General features: G+C 60.4%; 26 protein-coding genes and 1 pseudogene. 13 read left to right on the top strand and 14 right to left on the bottom strand.

The genetic code is table 11. The annotated features are described in order from the left end of the window. Window positions 1-13: 13 nt before the first annotated feature. Complete coding sequence (locus DLM46_RS16845; protein ID WP_115101882.1) at window positions 14-322, top strand: acylphosphatase; 309 nt, start codon at window positions 14-16, stop codon at window positions 320-322. A gap of 51 nt (window positions 323-373) precedes the next feature. Here the strand turns inward: DLM46_RS16845 and DLM46_RS16840 are convergent, their stop codons facing one another. The 3 genes from DLM46_RS16840 to DLM46_RS16830 are packed head-to-tail and all read right to left on the bottom strand — an operon-like array spanning window position 374 to window position 2,220. Continuing rightward, entirely contained in the window at window positions 374-1,153 is a 780-nt protein-coding gene (locus DLM46_RS16840; protein ID WP_244306259.1) for an aquaporin, read from the bottom strand. After that, a complete protein-coding gene (locus tag DLM46_RS16835; protein WP_115101881.1) occupies window positions 1,150-1,650 on the bottom strand; it encodes an arsenate reductase ArsC in 501 nt (166 codons plus the stop codon). Before DLM46_RS16835 ends, DLM46_RS16840 begins: the two co-directional genes overlap by 4 nt. A 45-nt stretch (window positions 1,651-1,695) precedes the next feature. Beyond that, window positions 1,696-2,220, bottom strand: coding sequence for an arsenate reductase ArsC (locus DLM46_RS16830; RefSeq protein WP_279635200.1), 525 nt, complete (start codon window positions 2,218-2,220; stop codon window positions 1,696-1,698). A gap of 210 nt (window positions 2,221-2,430) precedes the next feature. On the opposite strand from DLM46_RS16830, the gene DLM46_RS16825 reads away from it, so the two are divergent. Then, complete coding sequence (locus tag DLM46_RS16825) at window positions 2,431-2,772, top strand: ArsR/SmtB family transcription factor (RefSeq protein WP_115101880.1); 342 nt, start codon at window positions 2,431-2,433, stop codon at window positions 2,770-2,772. Between the two features lie 167 nt (window positions 2,773-2,939). On the opposite strand, the gene DLM46_RS16820 is transcribed toward DLM46_RS16825, so the two are convergent. Genes DLM46_RS16820 through arsH form a run of 3 tightly spaced genes read right to left on the bottom strand, consistent with a single transcriptional unit; the run spans window position 2,940 to window position 4,451 of the window. Continuing rightward, on the bottom strand, window positions 2,940-3,413 hold the full coding sequence (locus DLM46_RS16820; RefSeq protein WP_115101879.1) for an ArsI/CadI family heavy metal resistance metalloenzyme: 474 nt from the start codon (window positions 3,411-3,413) through the stop codon (window positions 2,940-2,942). Further along, window positions 3,414-3,752, bottom strand: a complete 339-nt coding sequence (locus tag DLM46_RS16815) for an ArsR/SmtB family transcription factor (RefSeq protein WP_115101878.1) — start codon at window positions 3,750-3,752, stop codon at window positions 3,414-3,416. 24 nt (window positions 3,753-3,776) lie between these two features. Beyond that, window positions 3,777-4,451 carry an arsenical resistance protein ArsH gene (gene arsH, locus DLM46_RS16810; RefSeq protein WP_279635202.1) on the bottom strand — a complete coding sequence of 225 codons (675 nt, stop codon included), beginning with the start codon at window positions 4,449-4,451 and terminating at the stop codon, window positions 3,777-3,779. 243 nt (window positions 4,452-4,694) lie between these two features. On the opposite strand from arsH, the gene DLM46_RS16805 reads away from it, so the two are divergent. The 4 genes from DLM46_RS16805 to DLM46_RS16790 all read left to right on the top strand — a co-directional run bounded on the left by DLM46_RS16805 (window position 4,695) and on the right by DLM46_RS16790 (window position 8,202). Further along, a complete protein-coding gene (locus DLM46_RS16805) occupies window positions 4,695-5,396 on the top strand; it encodes a hypothetical protein (RefSeq protein WP_133300352.1) in 702 nt (233 codons plus the stop codon). Between the two features lie 14 nt (window positions 5,397-5,410). Then, a complete protein-coding gene (locus tag DLM46_RS16800; RefSeq protein ID WP_115101875.1) occupies window positions 5,411-6,664 on the top strand; it encodes an MFS transporter in 1,254 nt (417 codons plus the stop codon). Next, window positions 6,574-7,134, top strand: coding sequence for an arsenic resistance N-acetyltransferase ArsN2 (gene arsN2 / locus DLM46_RS16795; RefSeq protein ID WP_244306257.1), 561 nt, complete (start codon window positions 6,574-6,576; stop codon window positions 7,132-7,134). The genes DLM46_RS16800 and arsN2 overlap by 91 nt, the downstream gene beginning before the upstream one ends. Before the next feature lie 105 nt (window positions 7,135-7,239). Continuing rightward, window positions 7,240-8,202 (top strand): SOS response-associated peptidase family protein, encoded by a 963-nt coding sequence (locus DLM46_RS16790; RefSeq protein WP_115101873.1) that lies wholly within the window; start codon window positions 7,240-7,242, stop codon window positions 8,200-8,202. A gap of 333 nt (window positions 8,203-8,535) precedes the next feature. Here the strand turns inward: DLM46_RS16790 and DLM46_RS16785 are convergent, their stop codons facing one another. From DLM46_RS16785 to DLM46_RS16755, 6 genes are all read right to left on the bottom strand, one after another. Further along, a complete protein-coding gene (locus DLM46_RS16785) occupies window positions 8,536-8,805 on the bottom strand; it encodes a DUF1488 family protein (protein ID WP_115102047.1) in 270 nt (89 codons plus the stop codon). A 244-nt stretch (window positions 8,806-9,049) separates the two neighbouring features. Beyond that, on the bottom strand, window positions 9,050-9,493 hold the full coding sequence (locus DLM46_RS16780) for a response regulator (RefSeq protein WP_115101872.1): 444 nt from the start codon (window positions 9,491-9,493) through the stop codon (window positions 9,050-9,052). Between the two features lie 1,022 nt (window positions 9,494-10,515). After that, a complete protein-coding gene (phaP, locus tag DLM46_RS16770) occupies window positions 10,516-11,091 on the bottom strand; it encodes a TIGR01841 family phasin (RefSeq protein WP_115101871.1) in 576 nt (191 codons plus the stop codon). A gap of 1,217 nt (window positions 11,092-12,308) precedes the next feature. Beyond that, window positions 12,309-12,512, bottom strand: a complete 204-nt coding sequence (locus tag DLM46_RS16765; protein ID WP_115102045.1) for a cold-shock protein — start codon at window positions 12,510-12,512, stop codon at window positions 12,309-12,311. Between the two features lie 315 nt (window positions 12,513-12,827). After that, the gene (locus DLM46_RS16760) at window positions 12,828-13,037 is read right to left on the bottom strand and encodes a hypothetical protein (protein WP_115101870.1); all 210 of its coding nucleotides are present in this window, start codon (window positions 13,035-13,037) and stop codon (window positions 12,828-12,830) included. A gap of 308 nt (window positions 13,038-13,345) precedes the next feature. Further along, the gene (locus tag DLM46_RS16755) at window positions 13,346-13,573 is read right to left on the bottom strand and encodes a hypothetical protein (protein ID WP_133300351.1); all 228 of its coding nucleotides are present in this window, start codon (window positions 13,571-13,573) and stop codon (window positions 13,346-13,348) included. Between the two features lie 395 nt (window positions 13,574-13,968). Between DLM46_RS16755 and DLM46_RS16750 the strand changes: the two genes are divergently transcribed. The 3 genes and pseudogenes from DLM46_RS16750 to DLM46_RS16740 form a co-directional block, all read left to right on the top strand. Next, window positions 13,969-14,526, top strand: a complete 558-nt coding sequence (locus DLM46_RS16750; protein ID WP_244306256.1) for a Uma2 family endonuclease — start codon at window positions 13,969-13,971, stop codon at window positions 14,524-14,526. A gap of 328 nt (window positions 14,527-14,854) precedes the next feature. Then, on the top strand, window positions 14,855-15,565 hold the full coding sequence (locus DLM46_RS16745; protein WP_115101868.1) for a lysophospholipid acyltransferase family protein: 711 nt from the start codon (window positions 14,855-14,857) through the stop codon (window positions 15,563-15,565). A 232-nt stretch (window positions 15,566-15,797) separates the two neighbouring features. Further along, a pseudogene (locus DLM46_RS16740) lies at window positions 15,798-16,200 on the top strand (SOS response-associated peptidase family protein); the annotation flags it as partial. Between the two features lie 659 nt (window positions 16,201-16,859). Here the strand turns inward: DLM46_RS16740 and crcB are convergent. Continuing rightward, the gene (crcB, locus tag DLM46_RS16735; protein ID WP_115101867.1) at window positions 16,860-17,240 is read right to left on the bottom strand and encodes a fluoride efflux transporter CrcB; all 381 of its coding nucleotides are present in this window, start codon (window positions 17,238-17,240) and stop codon (window positions 16,860-16,862) included. A gap of 520 nt (window positions 17,241-17,760) precedes the next feature. On the opposite strand from crcB, the gene DLM46_RS16725 reads away from it, so the two are divergent. Further along, complete coding sequence (locus tag DLM46_RS16725; RefSeq protein ID WP_115101865.1) at window positions 17,761-19,512, top strand: sensor histidine kinase; 1,752 nt, start codon at window positions 17,761-17,763, stop codon at window positions 19,510-19,512. A 95-nt stretch (window positions 19,513-19,607) separates the two neighbouring features. Here the strand turns inward: DLM46_RS16725 and DLM46_RS16720 are convergent, their stop codons facing one another. Further along, a complete protein-coding gene (locus DLM46_RS16720) occupies window positions 19,608-20,189 on the bottom strand; it encodes a DJ-1/PfpI family protein (RefSeq protein WP_115101864.1) in 582 nt (193 codons plus the stop codon). A gap of 279 nt (window positions 20,190-20,468) precedes the next feature. Between DLM46_RS16720 and DLM46_RS16715 the strand changes: the two genes are divergently transcribed. The 3 genes from DLM46_RS16715 (at window position 20,469) to DLM46_RS16705 (ending at window position 22,293) form a co-directional block, all read left to right on the top strand. Further along, window positions 20,469-20,945: a BCAL1086 family glycoprotein gene (locus DLM46_RS16715; protein ID WP_208866288.1), complete on the top strand. Its 477-nt coding sequence runs from the start codon at window positions 20,469-20,471 to the stop codon at window positions 20,943-20,945. A 100-nt stretch (window positions 20,946-21,045) separates the two neighbouring features. Then, a complete protein-coding gene (locus DLM46_RS16710; protein ID WP_115101863.1) occupies window positions 21,046-21,501 on the top strand; it encodes an Rrf2 family transcriptional regulator in 456 nt (151 codons plus the stop codon). A gap of 144 nt (window positions 21,502-21,645) precedes the next feature. Further along, window positions 21,646-22,293 carry an NAD(P)-dependent oxidoreductase gene (locus tag DLM46_RS16705; protein WP_115101862.1) on the top strand — a complete coding sequence of 216 codons (648 nt, stop codon included), beginning with the start codon at window positions 21,646-21,648 and terminating at the stop codon, window positions 22,291-22,293. Window positions 22,294-22,354: the final 61 nt, after the last annotated feature.

Here is a 22,354-nt window from a genome sequence, read left to right as displayed (position 1 = left end):
ACGGAGTACGCCCATGGAATCTGGCGATAAGGACGAGCCGCTTGAAACCCGGCTGGTGCGGGTACGTGGCGACGTGCAGGGAATCGGCTATCGGGAAGCCTGCGTACGCCGCGCCCATTCGCTCGGCGTCACTGGCTGGGTCCGTAACCGGATGGACGGTTCAGTCGAAGCGATACTGCAGGGCTCGCCGGAGCAGCTCGCCAACATGTGCGCCTGGCTAAGCGAGGGTATGTCCGCTGCGCTAGTTGAAGAGCTTGAAGTAACCGAGGTGCCGCCCCCGTTTCTTCGCTTTGACATCTTCGAGCGCCTGCCCACCCTGTAAGAGCAGGCGAATCGCCAAGGTGGAAGAAAGAGCGCTTCCCCCCCGTCGCCACTAGCGTCTCTGCCCGCCACCCAATCCGGCTACGTCAATCTGCTCAGCCGTCTCCTCACGCAGACGCCCAGCGTCATCGGTGGCACCTTCATTGTTGACCGCTTCAGGCACACTGCCCGATGAATCATGTGTACGCTCCATCCAGCGGAACAGGAGCACTGCGAGGGCGCCACCTACCAGTTCGCTGACGATAAAACCAGGTGCGTCGACAGGTCGGATACCCGCGAAGGTATCGGTGAGCGAGCGCGCAATCGTCACCGTCGGGTTGGCGAACGAGGTCGACGCCGTGAACCAGTAGGCCGCCGTGATATAGCCACCGACCGCCACCGGGACGAACTCCATTCGTCGTTTTGCAACGTTCAGTATGACCGTGAGCAGGCCAAACGAGGCAACCACCTCGCTCCACCATTGCGATGGGCCCGTGCGCACGTGCCGCGATACTTCTATCAGCGGCAGGTCAAACATCCCGTGAGCGGCAATCACTCCGGCAATCGCACCGACGGCTTGCGCCGCGACATAGGCCGCAGCATGTTTCCATCGCAGCTTGCCAAGCCAGACCTCGGCGAGCGTCACCAACGGGTTGAAGTGTGCACCCGAGATGCTGATGAAGGTGGCAATGAGCGCGACCAGACCAGCGCCGGTCGCGATGGTATTGGCCAGGAGTGCGATTGCCACATTGCCGCCGGCAAGTCGTTCGCCCATGATGCCGGAGCCCACGACGGTCGCGAGAAGCAGCGCCGAGCCAAAGAACTCGGCGACGACGGCATGACGCAACCTCATAGTGGTGATTTCCCGATGTCGGAGACTTGCTTTTTCAGCGCGAGGCGGTCAAGCGAGGCGAGCGGCAGGCTCTTGAAGAGTTCGAGCCGTTTGCGCAGTGTCGCTGCCGCATCCTTGAAGGCGCGCTTCTTTGTGTCGTTGGAACCCTCGACTGCGGCCGGGTCGGGAACGCCCCAATGCGCAGTGACCGGTTGCCCGGGCCAGACTGGACAATGCTCTCCGGCGGCCTGGTCGCACACGGTAAAGACAAAATCCATCACAGGCGCATCAGGGGCGGCAAATTCATCCCATGACTTGCTTCGAAGGCCGTCTGTGGGGAGCCCCATTTGCTGCAGGAGCTGCAGCGTCAACGGGTTGATTTCTCCCTTCGGATGACTGCCAGCCGAGTAGGCCATGAAGCGACCACCGCCCAGCACATTCAACTGGACCTCTGCGAGCACGCTGCGAGCCGAATTGCCGGTGCAGAGAAACAGCACGTTGTAGACTTTGTCGTTCATGTGGAACCCTAGGCGGATATGCAGTTGGAAGCCCGTCGGTACCCGTTACGAGGTCGCGCCAATGTCTGTGACGTCGATGTCGCCAACCCTCTGCAACTCGGCACGAATGGCGGCTTCATCAAGTGTCTCAAGCGGCACCTTGAGGAACGCCTCGACCCGGTGTTTTATCTGCTGAAAAACCTGCTCGAATGCAGCGCGCTTCGCTTCATCCGGGCCTTCCGCAGCGGCGGGGTCGTAGAAGCCCCAGTGCGCTGACGACGGATGCCCCGGCCAGAGCGGACATACTTCGCCAACTGCCTGGTTGCACACCGTAATGATGAAGTCCATACGCGGCGCACCCGGTTCGGCGAACTCATCCCACGACTTGCTACGGAGATTGGACACGTCGTAGCCCGTCTTCGTGACCTGTTCGATTGCGAAAGGGTTGACCTTTCCGGTCGGATGACTTCCTGCGCTGAATGTATGGAAGCGACCCTGCCCCAACGTGGCGAGAAGTGCTTCCGCCATCACGCTGCGAGCGGAGTTGCCCGTGCAGAGGAACAGCACGTTGTACGTTCGGGATTCGACCACGAATTTCTCCGGAATGGGTTGCGGCTCGGGATAATATATCTATATATCCAATATAATGGAAATGTTAGAGGCCAGCAACCTCGTTCGATGACATCACATGCTGAACTGAGCCCGGCACCTGCGAGCTGACCCTGAAGCAACCTACGGTCGACGACGCGCCTGCTACGTGAGGCGTTAGAATCATCGTACAGACCCAACGAACGGCACATCATGAAGGAAAAAGACGCAATCACGGCTTTGGCCGCACTGGCGCAACCGACGCGCCTCGGTATTTTCCGGCTGCTGGTGACCGCGGGGCCCGAAGGCCTGACTGTGGGGGTTATCCAGGAGAAGCTTGACCTTGCGGGCGCAACGCTGTCCTTTCACCTGAAAGAGCTGACGCACGCCGGTCTGGTCACGTCACGCCAGGAGGGGCGCTTCGTTTACTACGCGCCGGAAATCGAGCAGATGAACGAACTCGTCGGATTCCTCACCGAAAACTGTTGCCAGGGAGTGGATTCGGCGGCCTGCGCTCCCAGAAAAAAGGTGAAGTGCAAGCCGGTTCCCGCGTGACCTGACTCAAAAGCGATAACGCTGCCCAGATACGGTGCGCTATCGGATGTGAAAGCGCCACGGCGCTGGGCAACCAGTCCCGCCTGGAGTGAATTCCGTGCGAAGCCGGAAGAGATTGCGCCTTCGACGGCCGCCCTTGGACGGCCGTTTGTTTTGATGCCGCAGATTCAACAGCACCCGACCTTTTTCTCTATAACGGCTGGAATTGAAATGGCCGGAGCACAGCAGGCCCCACCCTCGTCGACACCGGCCTTCTGGCGGCTGTCCGCGCCGAACATCGGGATGCCACCGAGCGTGTGGTACGTCTCCCAAGGCACACCGGCCGGGTCCTGCGTCCAGTATTTGTTCGAGCTGGCGTAGCAGCACTGCGCGCCAGGTTGGTCCTGCACCGCAACGCTTCCGGCGACGACCTGCTCGCGAAGAGCGGTCAACTCGTCGTCGCTATCGACCTGAAAGCCGAGGTGATTGACGCCAGTTTCACCGCCGCGCGCTGAGATGGCAAAGTTCATGCGCGGGTCTTCAAGCATCCACTTCGCGTAGTCGTCTTTGAGCACAGAAGGCTCCGCGCCGAACATGCTGCTGTAGAAACGCACGCTCTCGTCGAGTTTCGGGACAACAACGTGCACGTGAAATCGCTTCAATTACGCCTCCGTTTCGTTGGTCGCGCAGCCGCATTGCTCTGCTTGCTCCTCTGCGCAGCAGTTTTCCATCAGGAAATCCATGAGCGTCTGCATGTGGTCATAGCTGGCGCAGTAGATGATGAACCGGCCCTGACTCTTGCCCTCGATGAGGCCCGCGTGTGCGAGTTCCTTCAGGTGGAATGACAGCGTGGGCGCGGGAAGTCCCAGTGTTTCTGCAATGGCGCCCGGACTCATGCCCGACCGTCCTGCGGTTACCAGCAGGCGGAAGACCGCGAGACGAGTCTCGTGCGCAAGCGCCGCTAGCGCCTTGACTGCAAGCTTCGAATCTAGGGTTGCCATCACAGTCCTTTATTGGTTACTCGCCTAGGCTCCTTTGCGGGAATGGTCGGCGATTGCCCGGGAAGCCAGGTCGGTCGCGGGGTCGAGCGGACGGTCCTCTTTCACGCGTTCGCTGTATCGGTCGACGAGATAGTCGGCACGGCCGCGAAGCAACAGGGTGAACTTCACTAGTTCTTCCATCACGTCGACCAAGCGGTCGTAGTAGGACGATGGCTTCATCCGGCCGTCCTCTTGAAACTCTTCAAAGGCCTTGGCGACAGATGACTGGTTGGGGATGGTGAACATGCGCATCCACCTGCCGAGTTGACGAAGCTGATTAACCGAGTTGAACGACTGCGAACCACCGCTGACCTGCATGACGGCCAGCGTGCGACCCTGCGTCGGCCGGATACCGCCGCTGACGAGCGGCAGGTGGTCAATCTGCGTCTTTATCAGGCCGGTGATGGTGCCGTGGCGCTCCGGGCTGCACCACACGTGTCCCTCGGACCACAGCGACAGCTCGAGCAGCTCCTTCACTTTCGGGTGGTTCTTCACGTCGACGTCGTCTGCGTGCGGCAGACCGCGCGGGTCAAAAATCCGGGTTTCGGCGCCGAACGTCTGCAGCAGTCGAGCTGCCTCCTCGACAAGCAACCGCGAATACGAGCGCTCACGCAGCGAGCCGTAGAGCAACAGAATCCGCACCGGTGGCTGCCCCTCCATCCCAAGTCTCGCGGCAATATCGGTGTCGAAAAAATCTGTCCTGGCGGCCGGGAAGCCTTGGTCGCCCTTAATTGCATGAACTGTCATCGGGTCATCCTGCTATTTGACATTTCCAGATACACGGAGACGTCGGGTCGACTCGACGCGCTTTGCTGGGCCTTCGGCGACTCGAATCCGTCACTCGTTGCTTGCATTATACGATATTTCCGGTATTCTGGAAATGTGAAATCTTAGGAGGCTGTCATGGACTACGACGACCGGGTCTTCACTGGATCGCTCCTTCCAGCATCGGGAGGGTGGCGTTGCCGCCTCATGCGGGGGTTACTAATGCTGATGGTGCACGAACGGGCTAGTGCCTCACCGCAGGCATCTGCCGACGAGCGCGCTGTGCCGGAGTCGGGCTGCGCGACACTGGCAGTTGACGTGTCGCGGACGTTTCAGTTGGAGACCGGGTACGCGACCTCAGCGATTGCCTTGAATGCAGCCGTTGACGAGAAGCTCGCGCTCGCTCGTTTTCTCGCCCCGGGCGGCTCGTCCGCCGCTGTCCTGCTGATGGATGCCGACGTGCTGAGCCGCATCTGGCCACCGTGCGACTGGAAAACGCCGTTGCTTCAGGTCCGCAATTGGCTCGCCGACGAGGGCTCGAAGTTCTTCGTCGCGTTGACGACACTGGATAAGGGCAGAGGAGTCAGCGCACCCCTTGGACGCCTGCGGGCGCTGTTTGTCGCGCAACGCGTTGAGAAATTCTGCAGCCAGCAGGGAATGGGCTTTCTCGGTACCGTCGAGTCAGTGCCTGAGATGGTCACTATGCCCCGCGTGAGTCCGATTCACGAGCGGGCCGCCGCCGTCATCGCGCACAGGTTGGCGTCAGCAAAATTCTTTTGCTGCGACGCCTTTCGCATCGGTAGCGGCAATGTCCATAACCTGAGCCAGATGAGGGGCTGACCAAATTGAGCACAATGTCGAGCCGGAGTGAGAACGCCCGTAGAAACAGCGCACCGGCCGATTGTCAGGACAGGCTTGTGACGTGGGCTCTGGCACTAGCGCAACTCGTTTCATGGGGCTCCGTCTACTACTCGTTCTCCCTGCTGGTCCTGCCCATGGAACATACGATGGGTTGGAGCAGGACCGCGACGAACGCCGCTTTGTCTGTGGGGCTTTTGGTGTCCGGGTTTGCGGCCTATCCCATCGGCCGCTGGATTGACCACGGACTCGGGCGACGGGTGATGGTCGTCGGCTCGGTCATCGCGGCGACCATGCTGTTGCTTTGGGCCGACGCGCAGTCGCTGACCGCGCTTTTCGTCGCGTGGATTGGTCTTGGGATTGCGATGGCAGCGACGTTCTACGACCCCGTCTTCGCAGTCGTGACGCACCGGTATCCACGGAGCTTCCGGACCAAAATTACGCTCATTACCTTGGTCGCCGGGTTCGCCAGCACAGTCTTCATCCCCCTGACCCAGTTGCTGGTCGGCTCGGTCGGGTGGCGGGCTTCGCTTGCTGTGCTCGCGGCCGCTAGCCTCGCTATCTGCCTGCCTATCCATGTCGTTGCCATCCGCTCGTCGCGCTCGGACCGGGATTCAAGACCAGGTAACGGTGAGGTAAAGCTGGCGAACGACGCGGCCACACGCCGCGCGCTTCGCACGCCAACGTTCTGGGCGCTCGCTGTGTGCTTCACCGCCTACTACGCGACATTCGCGGCGCTCACATTCCATCTGGTGCCGCTGATGGTCGAGCGAAGCGTGTCGAACGCGGTGCTGGTCACAACCATGGCCCTCATCGGTCCCGCTCAGGTGGCCGCGCGCGCGGTGTGGTTCACATTCGGCCGGACGGTTCAAGTGAGCACTGTGGGTATCATTGTCGTGACGCTTTTTCCCCTGTCGACGGTCATTCTGATTGGCGCTGGCCATTCCGCGGCACTGCTTTGCCTGTTTGCGCTCTGCTACGGGGCCGCGAACGGAATGATGACAATCCTGCGCGGCACCATCGTCCAGGACCTGATGTGGACCGAAGGATACGGCGCGGTAAGTGGCATGCTTTCGTTCCCTTCCAATGTCGCCAAGGGGATAGCGCCGATTGCCGCCGCGAGCATCTGGAGCTTCACGCACGGCTACGTCGCTGTTGAATGGACGGTGTTTCTCGTATCGATATTGTCTGCAATCGCATTCTTCGTGGCCGTCCGGGTCAGCCGCAGGACGACACCTATTGCGGCCTGACGATTCAACTGAACTCAACCACCTATACAGCCGCCATGAAGATACGTACCGCACGAAGCGATGACCTTGAAGCCGTCAAAGCCATGCTCACAGAGAATGACTTGCCGGCCTCCGACATCACCGAGGACTTGTTGAGTGACTTTGCCGTAGCAGAAGATGTTGATGGTTCAGTGGTCGGCTGCGTCGGGCTTGAGCGATTTGGAGCTATCGCGCTACTAAGGTCGCTGACGGTCGGGGGGACTGCCCGCAATGCGGGATTGGGAAGTCGCCTGCGTGCGCATGCTGAAGACCTGGCGCGCGCGAATGAGATATCGGAGCTGTGGCTGCTCACGACGACGGCAGCGGACTTTTTCGCGCGGGCCGGCTATGTAGTTACAAATCGAGGCCGTGCGCCTGCTGAACTGCAAGCGAGTAAGCAGTTTGCCCATTTGTGTCCGGCGACCGCCGTCTGCTTGAAGAAGTCTCTTTAGCTCCGGCGGGTCGCCCAGTTCGGTTTAGGTCGGGGCCGGACAGTGCCTCGAGTGGCACCACAGCGTACACGTCTACTATCATGGAGACGCGAACCGGAGAATCCTATGTGCTACTCGGCTCAAATTCTGGCTGACTACAGGAAGTTTGTGCGCACTTTCGGCGCTCTGATGGACATTCACGAGTTCGCACGCCTGTTCTTCGAGCGCGCAGACGGCACCAGCAAGGCAAAAGTGCCGAAAGCAATGGCGGATGCGTTTGCTCAGCCTCAGACCGAAGCCGAGCGAGAAATCAAAGCTCTCATCGAAAAGTTCAACGCCGAACAGACGTCGAAGCTCGCGCAAGACCTTTTTAAGCAGCGCAAGCGACTGGCGGACGCCGAACGCACACTTCAGACGAAGGTCACGAAGGCGGCCGCCGAAAGCCAGCGAATCGCCACCGACAAAATCGCATGGACGCTCGGCAAGCTCGAAGACATCCAACGGACTGAGCCCAAGGCTCGTGACTCTCGCATATTCCCTGGCCACTACGCGCCCGTCATGATGATGGAAGGCGGCCAACGCGTCATAAAACCCATGCGCTATCAGTGCCGCATTGCGGGCAAACCCCACAGTTACGACATCAAATATCCGGGCACATACAACGCCCGTCGCGATAACCTCGAAGCCTTCTGGAAGCCGCTCTTCGGCCACTCGCATGGCATCCTTGTGGTCAGTACGTTTTACGAAAACGTCAGCCGCGCAAAGATGGAGGGCCGCGAGCTTGCTCCTGGTGAAAAGGACGAAAATGTAGTCCTCCAGTTCAATCCGAATCCGGCCCATGACATGCTGGTCGCCTGTTTGTGGTCATGCTGGTCGGCACCCGGTGAACCCGACTTGCTGTCATTTGCGGCGATAACGGATGAGCCGCCAGCCGAGGTTGCTGCTGCCGGCCATGACCGCTGCATCATTCCAATCAAACCGGAAAACGTCGATGCGTGGCTGAGTCCGGATGCGGCGGACTTGGCGGCAATGTACGCGATACTTGATGACAGGGACCGGCCTTTCTACGAGCATCGGCTGGCTGCGTGACCGCTGGCCCAGAACTCGACCACTGCTGGCGTTAAAGCGTGAACAATCCACTCAACCTAGACCTCCGGGCGCGGTCCGAACTACTTGCCTATCTTGTTTCGTCGCACCTGCTAGCAAAACACCTGACCGGCGACTGGCTTTCGCCCGAGCACGTCGTGGAGTCCACAACCTTGTGGTTGAGCACCAACGGTGCAGGCGCTGATGTTATGCAGCGAGTCATGCTTTCGAGTCGGGCTCTACAGGTACCCGATAAGGTCGTGCACTCGATGAGGTGTGCCTGAACGCCCGCGCCCGGCTGGGATGACAAGTTGGCCGGAGTAACATGAGAGTCCGCTAGCGGGAAAAGTCTGCCGCGCCCAGTCTTACTGGTTCGTGCGGGGCTTTCAGCATCTTTCGCTCAACAGCAGCTGCAATCCGCTTTTGTCCGTCCATATAAGCTTTTAGAAGACGCGCATCGCTTGCGCCGATGGGCGCCCAGAAATACTGTTCGAGTACCTCGCGGGTAATCGAACATTGCACCGCCCGTTCACGGGCAAATGCGATGAAAACTACCAGTTTCCCGTCTGGCGAGACGCTGGCTTCGATTATGAGGGTGCTGACCATGGTTGCGTTGGTTCTTTGTTGACCCAGCCGCCGGGCCGTCGCCGAGAGGAGTCGCGTCGGTACCGGTCTCATCATAAATCAGGCGACCCTACGCCTAGAAGACTATTGCTAACATCTGTTGAGCCGGAGAATGATGACAGGCGCCGGACGTGTGCCATATCGTCAAACAAATGCGGGATGGTCACAGAGTCGGCCGCCGGCGGCGACCGCAGTTGTCGAAATTCACCAGGTCGCGCATACAGCCTCACCTGCCTGTAACGGACCGGAGCACGGTGAGTAACTGAACCGGCGTGAGCGGTTTCGCGCAATGCCCATCAAAACCGGCCTTGAACGCGCGGGCTATGTCCTCGGGGGAGGCACGCGCGGTGAGGGCAACGAGCAGCATATCGCGCGTGAGCGCGCCAACCCGAAGTTGGCGTGCGAGGTCGAGGCCAGTCATGCCGGGCATGGAAATGTCGACAACAACGGCGAAAGGCCGCCACTGTTCGGCGACCGCACAGGCCGCGCACGCGTCGCCGATGCTGCGGACTTCGAACCCGTCTTGCTCCAGTAACAGCTGCAGCGCATCTGCGCAGGCGGGGTAGTCATCGACCACCAGGACGCGCGGATGTGCAATCGGACCCAGTGCGTCCACAGCGTGCCACATGACGAAGTCGTCGGTGCTGTCGACATAGATACGGTGGACCATGATGCTGTCTTCCGGTCGAATGTATCCTGCCCCGTGTGGGACTGGCTTGTCGCGAGACCTGGCTATTTGCGTCGCCGCGGCCGCTCCGTGCCGTGAGTTTCACGCTAACACTTGAAAAAACAGGGGGCAACTCGGCGAAACCACCGATTCGTCGGACCATGAAGGTGACAACAGCACCATCGACGGAGATAGCGGTGATACTTCCTGCTGCTGCAGGCCAGCGTTGAGCATCCTGCTCGAGCGGGTGGTTGCAACAGGTGCAGTCGAAACCGTCAGCATGCATTTCATTATCGTTCTATTGACCGGCCGAAGTCCTTCATGCGTGGGCCGAACTTTTCGCCAAGCTTGGCTATGCCGCTGCCTGCAGCGGGACGTCGCAAACAGTAGATGAACTCGCGACGGACTGGCTGCGACAGATGCGCCGCTCCCGGATTTTCGCCTGACGTGCCCGGTGCTGCTATTTTCGGGTAGCCACGTCACGCCGCACTTGCGTAAGCACGTATGTTAGCTCCTGCTCTCAGGCGGGAACACGCGCCAGCTACCGTCATCGTGCCGGAAGAAAAAAAGCGCAACCGGGCCTTCGGGTCGCAGTGCCTCAACGCATACATAACGTCTCCCGTTAGAGGCTGTGCGACCGAATCGGGTTACCCGAACTGGTGTCGCGGAAGTTGGGGTCAGCCATTTTTCAACCAGCAAACGCAAAGACTTTTCTGCGGTGGTCATCCGCTTCTCCTTCAACCTCGCTCCCGTTGGTTCGGACGTGCCCCGTTGGACTTGGCACGACGAAGTTTCGGCCACAAGGAGTCCGGTCAATTCGCATGATTGACAGTGGACGCAACTCAACTAAGCAACGGCGGCTACCCGCGCAACCATGCCTGCGAATTTCTAGCTCGGGCCACTGCTCCATGACGGCGTCCGAGGCGCGCTGGACGCCGCCGTGCTTCAAAAGTTCACGCGCAAAAAAAAGCGAGCAGAGGCTCGCTTGAAGAATTAGACGGCAGTGGCCGAGGTCAAAAGCGCTGTTACTTCTCAACGGCAGCGACTGGTACGACGGCCTGTCGAGTCCGCTTAGCCGAGACCGACGACGCAGCGCTAACATTGCTTTCGGCAATCTCAACCGCTTGCTTCGTAGCGTTTTTGGCAGCTTCATACGTCGTGCTGGCCGTTTCGCTGGCTGTCGTGATGAATGTCTTCCATGCTGCCACGGCGGTTTCGCTTCCGGCCGGTGCGTACTTCGCAAGCTTGTCGACGAACTCTTGCGTCTCGCGATGGTACTTCTGGAACTGCGCTTCAGCCGCCGCCGCGAATTCACTTTGCGTGCTTGAGATGATTTCGTACACTTTACGGCCGTACGACTGCGCTTTGTCTGTCACGGACTGCGTATAGCTGGCCTGCAGAGCGAACAAGTCCTGTGGGTTTTGGGCCGAAAGCGCCTTGGCCGTAATTTCCTGATTTTCGGTGAGCGTCGATTTGACCACTTGCAGGTTCACTTCAATCAGCTTTTCAACGCCGCCGAAAGCTTTGGTCAGGAGTCCAGATATCGTTTCGAAACCGACCTTCTGCGCTGCGAAAAGTTGTTCAGGGGCGAGACTGCTCATCACTAACTCCAAAAGGGTGAACGTGGCGAGTCTCCGGAACACCGCCGAACGGCATCACAAACGACGAGCCACAGAGTAGGAACGTTGGTGCGGTGCAGCGGAATTCATTCTAGGACTGAGTGTGCGAATGTCAATCGTTTGCTGCGTTGCGGCGATGAGCGGCGTGTGCCAGACACGCTGAATGTCCCGCTGGTATTGACGCACAGCGGTGCTCCAGGGAAAACCCGGTCAACGCCTAGGGCCTTGCTTGGAGACAGCAAATGAACGTTTACTTGGGCGTGTGCAACGCCGCAAAAAAGGTTGCAGTCAACCGGCTGAAGTCGTTATGGCGCGCTATCGAACTCGATGCGCAAAGTGGTTGCTTCGGTGCACGTATGCGTGTCCACCCAGTGGGACGCCATCGTCAACGGTTCAGTCGAACGCCGGCGCACGTTAAGAAATGTTCGCGCTTTTCTGATGAGGCAACGGCGAATTTTCCAGTACCCCCGTCCCAGCTTAAACAAGAGGCTGGCCCGTGCGAGAAACGCTATCGACCGCGCCCGCTATTGGGGTAGTCCATTTGGAGAAATCCAGGCAGGCTCTGGTTTTCACCATGTCGCGTAATGATGGCTTTGCATCGTCTGTGCGATGGGACACAGTTGCCGACCGAGAAAAGCGAGGCACGGGCTGAATACGGCGCAACGACTTCTGCGAATTGTTTTTTGTTTGACACCAATGCGCACGCGGAGAAATAGTTGTGCCAACAACTAACACACAACTTCGGTGCCTTGCAGGCTGACGCGTGCTTGATGCAAACCCCCACTGCCTTTAACGCATACTGCTTCAACTACGCGGTATTTCAACTCTCGATTCTTCAACTGCCTGCGATTCGACTACAACTGCTTGAATTGCTATCAATGGTACGGTTCAAACGACACCGCGAGAGAAGTCAGAAGACCGCGTACATGGGCTCAACAAGTCGCTCCATGGAAACAAGTACAGATGGAAATCTAATTGGGCGCAACGAGGGGCATTCTGCGGGCAGTTTGGCGGATTGCGGGAGGTTAGGTGCCAGCGGGTCGCTTCAGGCGACCAGAAGAAATGACGCGCGCGGTCGTGTACCTGACGTCGGATGAGTCGGCGCGGACGGTAGCGATGCTCTCATGGCTGAGCTTCGTCGGAAAAGCACGATGCCCGGCGAACCGGGCATCGTATGCTGCAGTGACGCAGGTTTTCTCTTAGACCGGTGTGATGTTTGCGGCCTGCTTGCCTTTCGGGCCCATCTTCACGTCGAAGCTGACCTTCTGGTTTTCCTGCAATGACTTGAAACCCTCTGCCCTGATTTCCGAGAAGTGAGCGAACAAGTCCGCACCGCCATTGTCCGGCGTGATAAAGCCGAAGCCTTTCGCGTCGTTGAACCACTTTACTGTGCCTGTTTCCATCATTCAATCCAACAAAGTGTAAAGAGCGCACCCAATTCCGTACGCCTGAATCTTGTACATATTGCAACAGCGGAAGTTACTGCACGGCGCTCAACCACAGTGTTGAAACCGCTATCCAAGACTCCGACACCGAATTTGTAGCCGATTGCGGAGTACGGGTCAATTCGGGCGGCGGTCTCAAATGTGAGGTGCAACACCTTGTCTCGTATAAAGTGTCGAGATGCAAGAAAAGACGCGTTACCAGCACGCCCGATGATTCAGGACTGCGTTCCCGTTGTTTGGTAACCCGTGTGGGGTTTGTCCAGACGAAGTATGTTACTGCGGCTCGAGAGCGTCGAGTCGCACTTGCGCAATCTCGCCCGGGTGTTCGCAGTGGTACGCGTCGAACAACTGTGAGCACAGCTCAGCAAGTGAAGCGAGGTCCACGGCCTGGTCTGCGTGCTCGACCTCTCCTGCGTTGAGTACGTCATCGAGAACCGGAGCGAGACGGCGCAGTCGCACAAACATGGCGGCGTCTAGTTTCATGTTGGACCTCCTGTGGCCAGACGGCGGAGCACCCCCTGAGTCGACCAGCCCCAAAGCGATGTTTCTCCTTCATTTGCCTGGCTCGTTGAATATGCCGGTTGTCGCTGCAACGAATTTCATGATGTCTTTCACCAGAATGCGGGCACACGATGCAGGACCGGCATGGGCCGGCACCGCGCTAGTCCGCAAGACCGTGTCCCAATCCTACGCTCTATCAGCTTTCCTGGCGCTAACACGCCGGTTACGGTTCCTGCTGCCTGGCGCGCCGATGTGAACTGGCCTCAGCCAACGTCCTCGCACGCACACTTCTAGTGCAGCCGAGAGCCTGTTTCGGGACCGGGCAGGAGGTAGATTTCGGCCGACGAGCGACGCGTCTCGTCGCGACGGATGTCTTTCGGCGGGGCCGACTCAGAGGCGGCTTCCTCCGCCGCCAGGCGCATCGTGTTGCGGGTGGCGACCGCCCGGAGCGTCCTGCATTCATGGGCACGCTTGATATCGGACAGCAACCGTACGAGATGTCGCGTCGTGGTTCTCATCCCTTCCTCCTGCCGCAGCGCACAACAGACTTGAGAAACTACTTGAACCTTAGACTGTGAAGGGCTGCCTCGCAAGGAGATGGACGATTTCACCGCACACGTTCATGAAAATAGCAACAGCACGGCAACACCCATGCCCGGACGGGGGCAACCCAGCGGCAGGGGTCACATTTTGGCTTCATCGAGATGTGGCCGCCCCATCAGACAAAGGTGAGCCGGATTCGTCGCCTGTCCGAAAATGAACGTGGGTCGGTTCGCCGCAATCCCGTATGAACAAAACAGACTGATGCCGGCGTCGGCCGTGAAAGCCGCTTAAATGTTGCGGCGCACACATACATAATTGTTAAATCGGGGCGAGAGGGTATACGCTTAAGCACCTTCCCTGCGAGAAGCTCATGGACGTGCCTACTCTCCTGGACCGCAACGGATTGCTGGCGGTATGGCGTCGCCTGACTGCGAGGGCGGAATTTGGTCAGCGGGAACCGTACGAGTTGGACGAGTGCGGTAAGGTGGTGATGAATTCGCTCCCGTCGGCGAGGCGCCAGATAGTGCTCACTGATATTTTCTGTCATGTGACCGAGCAGATTGGCCATCTTGCTGTCATGTCGGTACCCGTCGCCACTCCCTCTTTTGGCATCCGGGTCCCGGACGTCGTGTGGATGCCATGCGACAAGTGGGAAGGTTTCGACCGCGACTACCCCGTGCCGTTCGTACCCGACCTTTGTGTTGAGGTGCTTCTCGATAGCGACAGAACGCAGGACATAGACCGAAGGGTTAAAAGCTATCTGGAAGGCGGTGCCGCCGAAGTCATTGTTGTCGGCCAGCGCGGGCAGGTTGAATTCTGGGGAGCCATGGGCCGGCGACAAGCTTCAATGTTCGGGATAGCGCTATCGCTTGACCGCATGTATTTCGAAGAAGGTGATGTCTCCTCCATTCTCAGCGTTCGTTGTTGAGAACGTATCGTTCGCATGAGGTCCACACAGGGCGAACGTCACTAGCATTTCAACACGGCGACTCGTTCGCTTGAATACCTAGCGCAACCTTCGTTCGACGAAGCCGTAGAGCGGGCGTGAAATTGGCTGCCGGTGGAACTAGCGAACGGGCTGCTTAGGTGCTCGCGGAATCGATGCCGCTCAGTTGCCGGGGCTAAGCCGCTTCGTCACTTCCTGCTGCACCGGGCTACTGCAGCGACGCCAACGCGCCAACGTATCGCTTACCGCGCAGCCTCTGTCGGTAGCGGCGAAAGCCTTCCGCCGCCATCCCAATTTCATTCGGCTCACCATGCGCTCTACGTTCATCAAATGGCTGTTCATTGTCTGCCTGCTCGGCAGCGGGACGTTCTACTCGATAGGGATACTGATGCTATTCCCTTTCGTCGGAAGGTCCGGTCGCTACTGGCTTGCGGCCCAGTGGTGTCGTGCGATGGTTGCCGCGATGCGCTGGCTACCCGGCGTCACATGCTCTGTGGAGGGGCTCGAGCGGCTTCCAGCAGGGCCATCAATAATCTTGTGCCGTCATGAATCCACGTGGGAGACGCTGGCATTCCTTGCACTGTTTCCACGACGCATCAGCTTTGTGTTCAAGGAAGACCTTCTGCGTATTCCGTTCTTCGGATGGGTGCTGCGTGGCCTCGACATGGTCAGCCTGAATCGTGGTTCGCCGCGCCAGGCCCATCTGGCAGTGACACAGGAGTGTGCCGAGCGGCTGGCAAAGGGCGACGTCGTAGTCATATTCCCGGAAGGCACCCGCGTGCCGCACGGGGCACCATTGAGACTGACGTCGGGTGGCATTCGTCTGGCATGCGCGACCGGCGCTCCGGTCGTCCCTGTCGTCCACAACGCCGGAAAAGTTTGGCCCGCGAAGGGATGGCCTGACGGGGTGGGGCACATCCGGGTGGTCGTCGGTCCCGCATTTTCACCCCGAGACACCTCACAACAGGAATTGAGCCGGGCAGTCCACGACTGGATGAAAGCAGAGTTGCTGAGGCTCTGATGGTCTGTGCGTCAGGTGGCTTCCCCATATGCCGTTGTCAGGTCGGAGAGGGGGGGGATGCCGCCGTCGATTTCGCGCGCGCGTGTTGCCGCCGACGCCCGTCTGACCCGGATGCCGACATTCGGCTGAACCGCCAGAGAAAGCCGCGAATCGTTGCTGCTGAAACGTTTTTCTACCTGGAAACAGTGGTCAGTCCGCCGTCGGCATGTGGGTCGATACTGTGTCGGCGTCAACACTCGAGGGTTTCTGGAAGCCGCTCTTCGGTCACTCGCACGGCATCCTTGTCGTCAACGCGCTTTTTTTTGAAAACGTCAGCCGCGCAAAGATGGAGGGCCGCGAGCTTGCTCCGGGTGAAAAGGACGAAAATGTCGTCCTCCAGTTCAATCCGAACCCGCCCCATGACATGCTGGTCGCCTGTCTCTGGTCGCGCTGGTCGGCACCCGGTGAACCAGACTTGCTGTCATTTGCGGCGATAACGGATGAGCCACCGGCTGAGGCATGACCGATGCATCATCCCTATCAAGCCGGAAAACGTCGATGCATGGTTAAACCCGGATGCATCGGACCTGGCGGCCTTGTACGCGATACTTGATGACAGGGACCGGCCTTTCTACGAGCACCGGCTGGCTGCGTGACGGCGAGCCCAGACCTCGACCACTGATTGTGTTGAAGCGTGAACAATCCACTCAACCTAGACCTCCGGGCGCGCGCCGAACTACTTGCCTATCTTGTTTCGTCGCACCTGCTGGCGAAACACCTGACCGGTGACTGGCTTTCGCCCGAGCACGTCGTGGAGTCTACAACCTTGTGGTTGAGCACCAACGGTGCAGGCGCTGATGTTACGCAGCGAGTCATGCTTTCGAGTCGGGCTCTACAGGTAACGGGACTCGCTCCACTCTCAGAGGAGCACAAGCAACGCTTTCAAGCATGGCGCAAAAAAACGGTGCGACACTAGATTTTGCCTAGAAAACTGGTTTGGTGAGCGTCAGCTGACGGTGCTCAAGCAGTGGCATCCCTTGCGGCACCGCAACAAATAATCGCATGCGGAGCTAATTAAAGAATCGCGCCTTGGGGCGTCCCTCGGGCTTGACGCAAGCTTTATGTGATTTTTCAGTGGTCCGGCGACCGATGATGTGCTGCTGAATCCAACATTCTGAGTTTCGGCAAGGAACACGATGAGCGAAGGCTACGGGCTCAGCCGGTCATTTTGGTACCAACTATGTTGTGTTCCATTACGTACTTCGATACTTCGATAGCGGGCAGGATATCCGGTATATCCGGCACATCCGGGCTTTCAGCGCGCCAGCAACGCGACGGTCGCGATGCCGAGCACGGTCATCACCAGCGACGCCCCCACGTGAATGACGATCTCGCCAGCCGCCCAGCCGAGTCGGCCGTCCTGCAAGCGCTGCACGACTTCCGCGGAAAAGGTCGAGAAGGTCGACAGGCCGCCCATCAATCCGGTAATGACGAACAGCCGCCATTCAGGCGCGATTTGCGGCGCCCGCGCGAATCCCGCGACGGCCACGCCGATGATGTAGCCGGCAATCACGTTGGCGGCGAAGGTGCCGAGTGGCAAACCGGCAAACAGGCCGTTCAGACGGATGCCGAGGAACCAGCGGAAGAGTGAGCCGAGCGCGCCGCCGATGCCGACTGCGAGAATGGACAGATACATATCGATAAGACCTGGCAGCAGTGTCGAATGGTTGTTGGAGCGGGTTGAGCGCGCCGGCCGGCGCGTGCGCGGCCAGCTGGGGTGAAGCGGTATCAGGCGAGGCGAGGTCGGACTGCCGTTAGCCCGCAGTGGTTCGCTGCGGTCCGCAGTTGGCTTGGCGCAGACCTCGCAGCAGTCGATGCACACGCAACCAGGCCGCTCCGGCGCGCAAGTCTATCATCGGCGCGATGCCCGCTACATCGATGGTGTGCTCGTAGTGCGTCGGGGAGATATCGATAATCAGCCGATGCTCTCGCGCTCGGGCGTCCGCACGATCCGGATTTGGGCAATTTATTCGATTTGATTGACGTTTTAATTCAAAAGCCTGACACCCAATGCGCATTTCCGGCGCACGGTATCTTCCATCAAGCGGCGCATTGTCGTCCCGCCGCGCGCCGTCTTTGTCTTCGCGTTAAAACGCCGACATAATGTGCCGTCCCCGCGCATCCGCTGCCGGGCCACCGAACTCCAATGCGCGCGCATGAGACTGACTACCAAAGGCCTGCTGCTGATCGCGATTCCGGCCCTGCTCGAGCTGGCGCTGCTGTCCGGACTGGTCAAGGCTCAGGCGGATGCGGCGCAAGCCGAGCAATGGGCCGTTCATGGCGAAGACGTGCTGCGCCAGACCACCGCGGTTCTCGAACCCGTGCTCAGCGAATCGGTGCGCCTGCGTGGCGCGGTGCTCGCCAACGACGCCCGCTTTGCCACGCCTGTCTCGCTGTGGATGGACGTCGACCGGCGCATCGATCAGTTGGCCGAGCTGGTCGCCGACAATCCGGCGCAAGTCGAGCGCGTGGTTCAGGTGCGCCAGACCGTGCAGGCCTATCGCCAGTGGTCGGACCGCATGCAGGACCTGCTGCGCTCGGGGCGGCGGCGCGATGTCGTCGAGCGGTTCCACGATCTGGCGGCGAGCGACGTGCTCGATCGGTTCCGTCAGCAGGTGGTGGCGTTTCAGGCCGAAGAGCGGCGCCTCGACACGCTGCGCTCGAATGCCGCCGATGCCGCGCGCGAACGGCAACAGATGCTGGTGGTCGCCGCTGTGTTCGGCTCCTTGCTGTTTGTCGCGCTCGCGGTCTGGCTATTTACGCGCGGCGTGCGCGGCCGTCTCGCGCTGCTGTCCGACAACGCCGGGCGCCTCGCCGGAAACGAGCCGCTGGCGCCGCTCGGCCCGGGCCGCGACGAGATCGCCCGGCTCGATCTGACTTTGCACGAAACCAGCCGGCGCCTGCTCGAAGCCGAGCGCATCCAGGCGCGCTTCCAGTCCGATCTCGCGGGCCGCGCCCGCGAACTCGCGCGCATCAACGAGACCTTGCGGCAGCAGACCCAGGAAAACGAGATGTTCATTTACAGCGTGTCGCACGATCTGCGTGCGCCGCTGGTGAATCTGCAAGGCTTTTCGAAAGAACTGACACGCGCCTGCGACGAACTGCGCGTGGCGGTGCGCCAGTCGTCGCTCACGGCCGAGACCCGGCAGCGCATCGAACGGGTGGTCGACGAGGATATCGGCGAAGCGCTGCACTACCTGCAGACGGCCGTGCTGCGCGCGTCGCACATCATCGACGCGCTGTTGCGGCTGTCGCGCGTCGGCCGTGTCGAGTACCGGCAGCAGAAGGTCGAGGTGCGCGACATCGTGCCCCGCGTGATCGACGCGATGCAGGCGTCGATCCGGGCGCGCCGCGCGCGCGTCATCGTCGATGAGTTGCCGGCGGTGTGGGGCGACCCGACCGCGCTCGAGCAGGTATTCGCGAATCTGATCGGCAATGCGGTCAATTATCTGGATCCGTCGCGTGAAGGCTGCATCGAAATCGGCACCACGCCGGCGCCGCCGGGCGTGCACTCGCTACGGATTTTTTACGTGCGGGACAACGGTCTGGGCATTCCGGCCGTCGCGTTGCCGCGGCTTTTCAATGCGTTTCAACGGTTGCACGGAAATGTGGCGGCGGGCGAGGGGATCGGTCTCGCACTGGTGCGGCGCATGGTGGAGCGGCACGGCGGGCGCGTGTGGGCGGAGTCCAGAGAGGCTGAGGGGACGACCTTTTATCTGTCGTTGCCCGAAGCCGAAGCGCGCGCGGCGCGTCTGGCTGCCCAGACGACGCATGCCACGCCTGAAGCGGGCGGTCTTCATGAGGTTCGCGATGCGAGGGACATGCACGGCGGCCGCGATGGCCGCGACCTGAGCAGCGGGGCTGCTGCGCATACCGCCAATGCGGCGCATGGCGTCAGTACGCGGTAGTTAATTCGCGGCAATTAATTCGCGGTAGTCAGTCAGCAGTATTCAGTAGATGGGCGAGCGCGCGTTGTCGCGAGGACAAGGCGCCCGCCGCAGGATCAGAGTTCGATGCGCGTGCCGAGCAGCACGAGGAATTGGCGCAACCACTCGGGATGAGCGGGCCATGCGGGCGCGGTGACGAAGTTGGCGTCGGTGATCGCGGCATCGACCGGAATGTCGGCGTAATCGCCGCCCGCCAGCTTCACCTCGGGCGCGCAGGCCGGATAGGCGGAAATACGCTTGCCGCGGATCACGTCGGCGGCGGCCAGCAGTTGCGCGGCGTGACAGATCGCCGCGATCGGCTTGCCCGCTTCGGCGAATTGCCGCACGAGTTCGATCACCTTATGGTTGAGCCGCAAATACTCCGGCGCGCGGCCGCCGGCGATCGCCAACGCGTCGTACTGGCGGGCATCGGCGTCGTCGAAGGATGCGTTGAGCGTGAATTGATGACCCGGCTTTTCGGTGTAGGTCTGGTCGCCTTCAAAATCATGGATCGCGGTCTTGACGCGATCGCCCGCCTTCTTGTTCGGGCACACGGCGTCGACCACATGGCCGACTGCCTGCAGTGCCTGAAACGGCACCATCGTTTCGTAATCCTCGGCGAAGTCGCCGGTCAGGAACAGAATCTTCTTTGCTGCCATCGCATGCCTCCAATTGATCAACGGAACACATCGAACGCTCATTGAACGCGGACTGAACGCTCTGGCAGTCTACCCCAACGCGTTTGACAGAACAGCGACGCTTCCTGCGGCGGTTCATTCGATAGCTCGTGCAATGCGCCTGCCGGATAGCGCAAGCCGGCGCCGCGAGGTTCCCATACAGGCATTCCCAATGCTCGCCGACGAGACCGAACGGCACAACGGCGTATCATTGGCGCTTCTTTGCAAGCAGAAGCCGCCTGGCGCGGCTCACATCCAGACATGACTTCATCTATTCGTTCGCCGTTGTTGCGCCGTGCCGCGTTTGCCGTTGTCGTGTTGGGCGGCCTCGCGGCTTGTCAGAAGAATGATGCGACGGCAGGACAGGTTGCCGGCAAGCTCAACGACGTCGCGCAAGCGGCTGGCCAGAAGCTCGACCAGGCGGCCAGCTACGTCGGCCAGCAGGTCGACGCGAGCAAAGCCGCCGCTCAGCAAAACCTCGACTCGGCGGCTTCCGCGCCGTCGATCACGATCGATCCGGCGTCGCTCGCTTCGAGCGCGCACGCCAATCTGCAGGGCGCGGCGAGCGCGGCCAATGCGCAGCTCGGCAAGGCTGCCGCGCTGACCGGTCAGGGACTGGAGACGGCAGGGCGCAAGCTGCAACAATGGTCGGCGCAGAATGCGGGGTCGGCCGGCGCTTCGGCGTCCTCGTCGGCCTCGAGCGATTCCAGCGATGCACAGAAGCAGATGGACAAGTGATGCGCGGGGACAAGCACGTTCGAGCGTCTGGCCATGATTTGACAGGCGGATTAAATGTAATTACTATGGTTACATATTGTCGTCGCCGGGCAGGTTTGCTGTGAATACGAGTAGCCGGTTTGCGTTTGCGGTGCACGTGCTCGCGCTGCTGTCGATGCAGGAAGGCGTGCCGCTATCGTCTGAGATGATTGCGGGCAGCGTGAATACGAATCCCGCGCTGATCCGGCGGCTGTTGACCATGCTGGCCGAAGCGGGTCTCACCACTTCGCAGCTCGGCGCGGGCGGCGGTGCGCTGCTCGCCCGGGCGCCGGAAGACATCACCTTGCGCGAGGTGTACCGTGCGGTGGACGACGCGCAATTGTTCGCGCTGCATCGCGAGGAGCCGAATCCGGCGTGCATGGTCGGGCGTAATATTCAGGTTGTGCTGCGCGATATCATCGACGAAGCACAGCAGGCCATGGAGGCATCGCTTGGCGCACGCACGCTCGCCGATGCCACCGCCGACCTAGTCCGTGCCGAACGGGCGCGCGAACGCAAGCGGCGCCCACATGGGTGACGCGACAAAGTAGTTGTATGAGAGGGCGCGTGTCGAGTAGTCAGGACACACGCGTCTGATAACGCACGGGGCCGTGGCCCCTCTTTTTTCCGCATAATATGTAATCGATGTGGTTACATATAAGCTAATGACAGGAGCATCGAAATGAGCAAACAGTTGAAAATCGCATTGTTTGGCGCCACCGGCATGATTGGTTCGCGGATCGCTGAGGAAGCCGCGCGGCGCGGCCATCAGGTGACGGCGCTGGCGCGCAATCCGGAGCGCGTGCCCGCCGGCGTGGCGAATCTGCAAGCCGCCAGGGCGGATCTGCTCGACGCCGCCAGTGTCGGCGCCGCGGTGCGCGGCCACGACGTGGTGGCAAGCGCCTACGCGCCGCCGCACGGCGATGTGGCTGCGCTCACGAAAGCAACCCACGCGCTCGTCGAAGGCGTGCGTGCCGCTGGCCTGAAGCGCCTCGTGGTGGTGGGCGGCGCGGGTTCGCTCGAAGTGGCGCCGGGCAAGCAGCTGGTGGATACGGAAGGTTTCCCCGACGCCTACAAGGCGGTCGCGCTTGCGCACCGCGACGCGTTCAACTACTACCGTACCGTGACCGACCTCGACTGGACTTTCTTTGCACCTGCCGCGCTGATCGCGCCGGGCGAGCGCACCGGCAAATTCCGCACCGGCGCGAACACGCTGCTGGCCGACGCCGAAGGCAACAGCCGCATCTCCGCGGAAGACTACGCGATCGCGTTCGTCGATGAACTGGAGCAGGGCCGTTTCGTCCGTCAGATCGCGACGGTGGCTTATTGAGCGTCGCCGTTGCCATAAGTTGGGCGCTGTCACGCGGCCTGCGCACCGCACGCGCGTGACT

This window comes from Paraburkholderia lacunae (assembly GCF_003353175.1).
GTDB lineage: Bacteria > Pseudomonadota > Gammaproteobacteria > Burkholderiales > Burkholderiaceae > Paraburkholderia > Paraburkholderia lacunae.
This window is presented reverse-complemented; position numbering and strand designations above follow the sequence as displayed.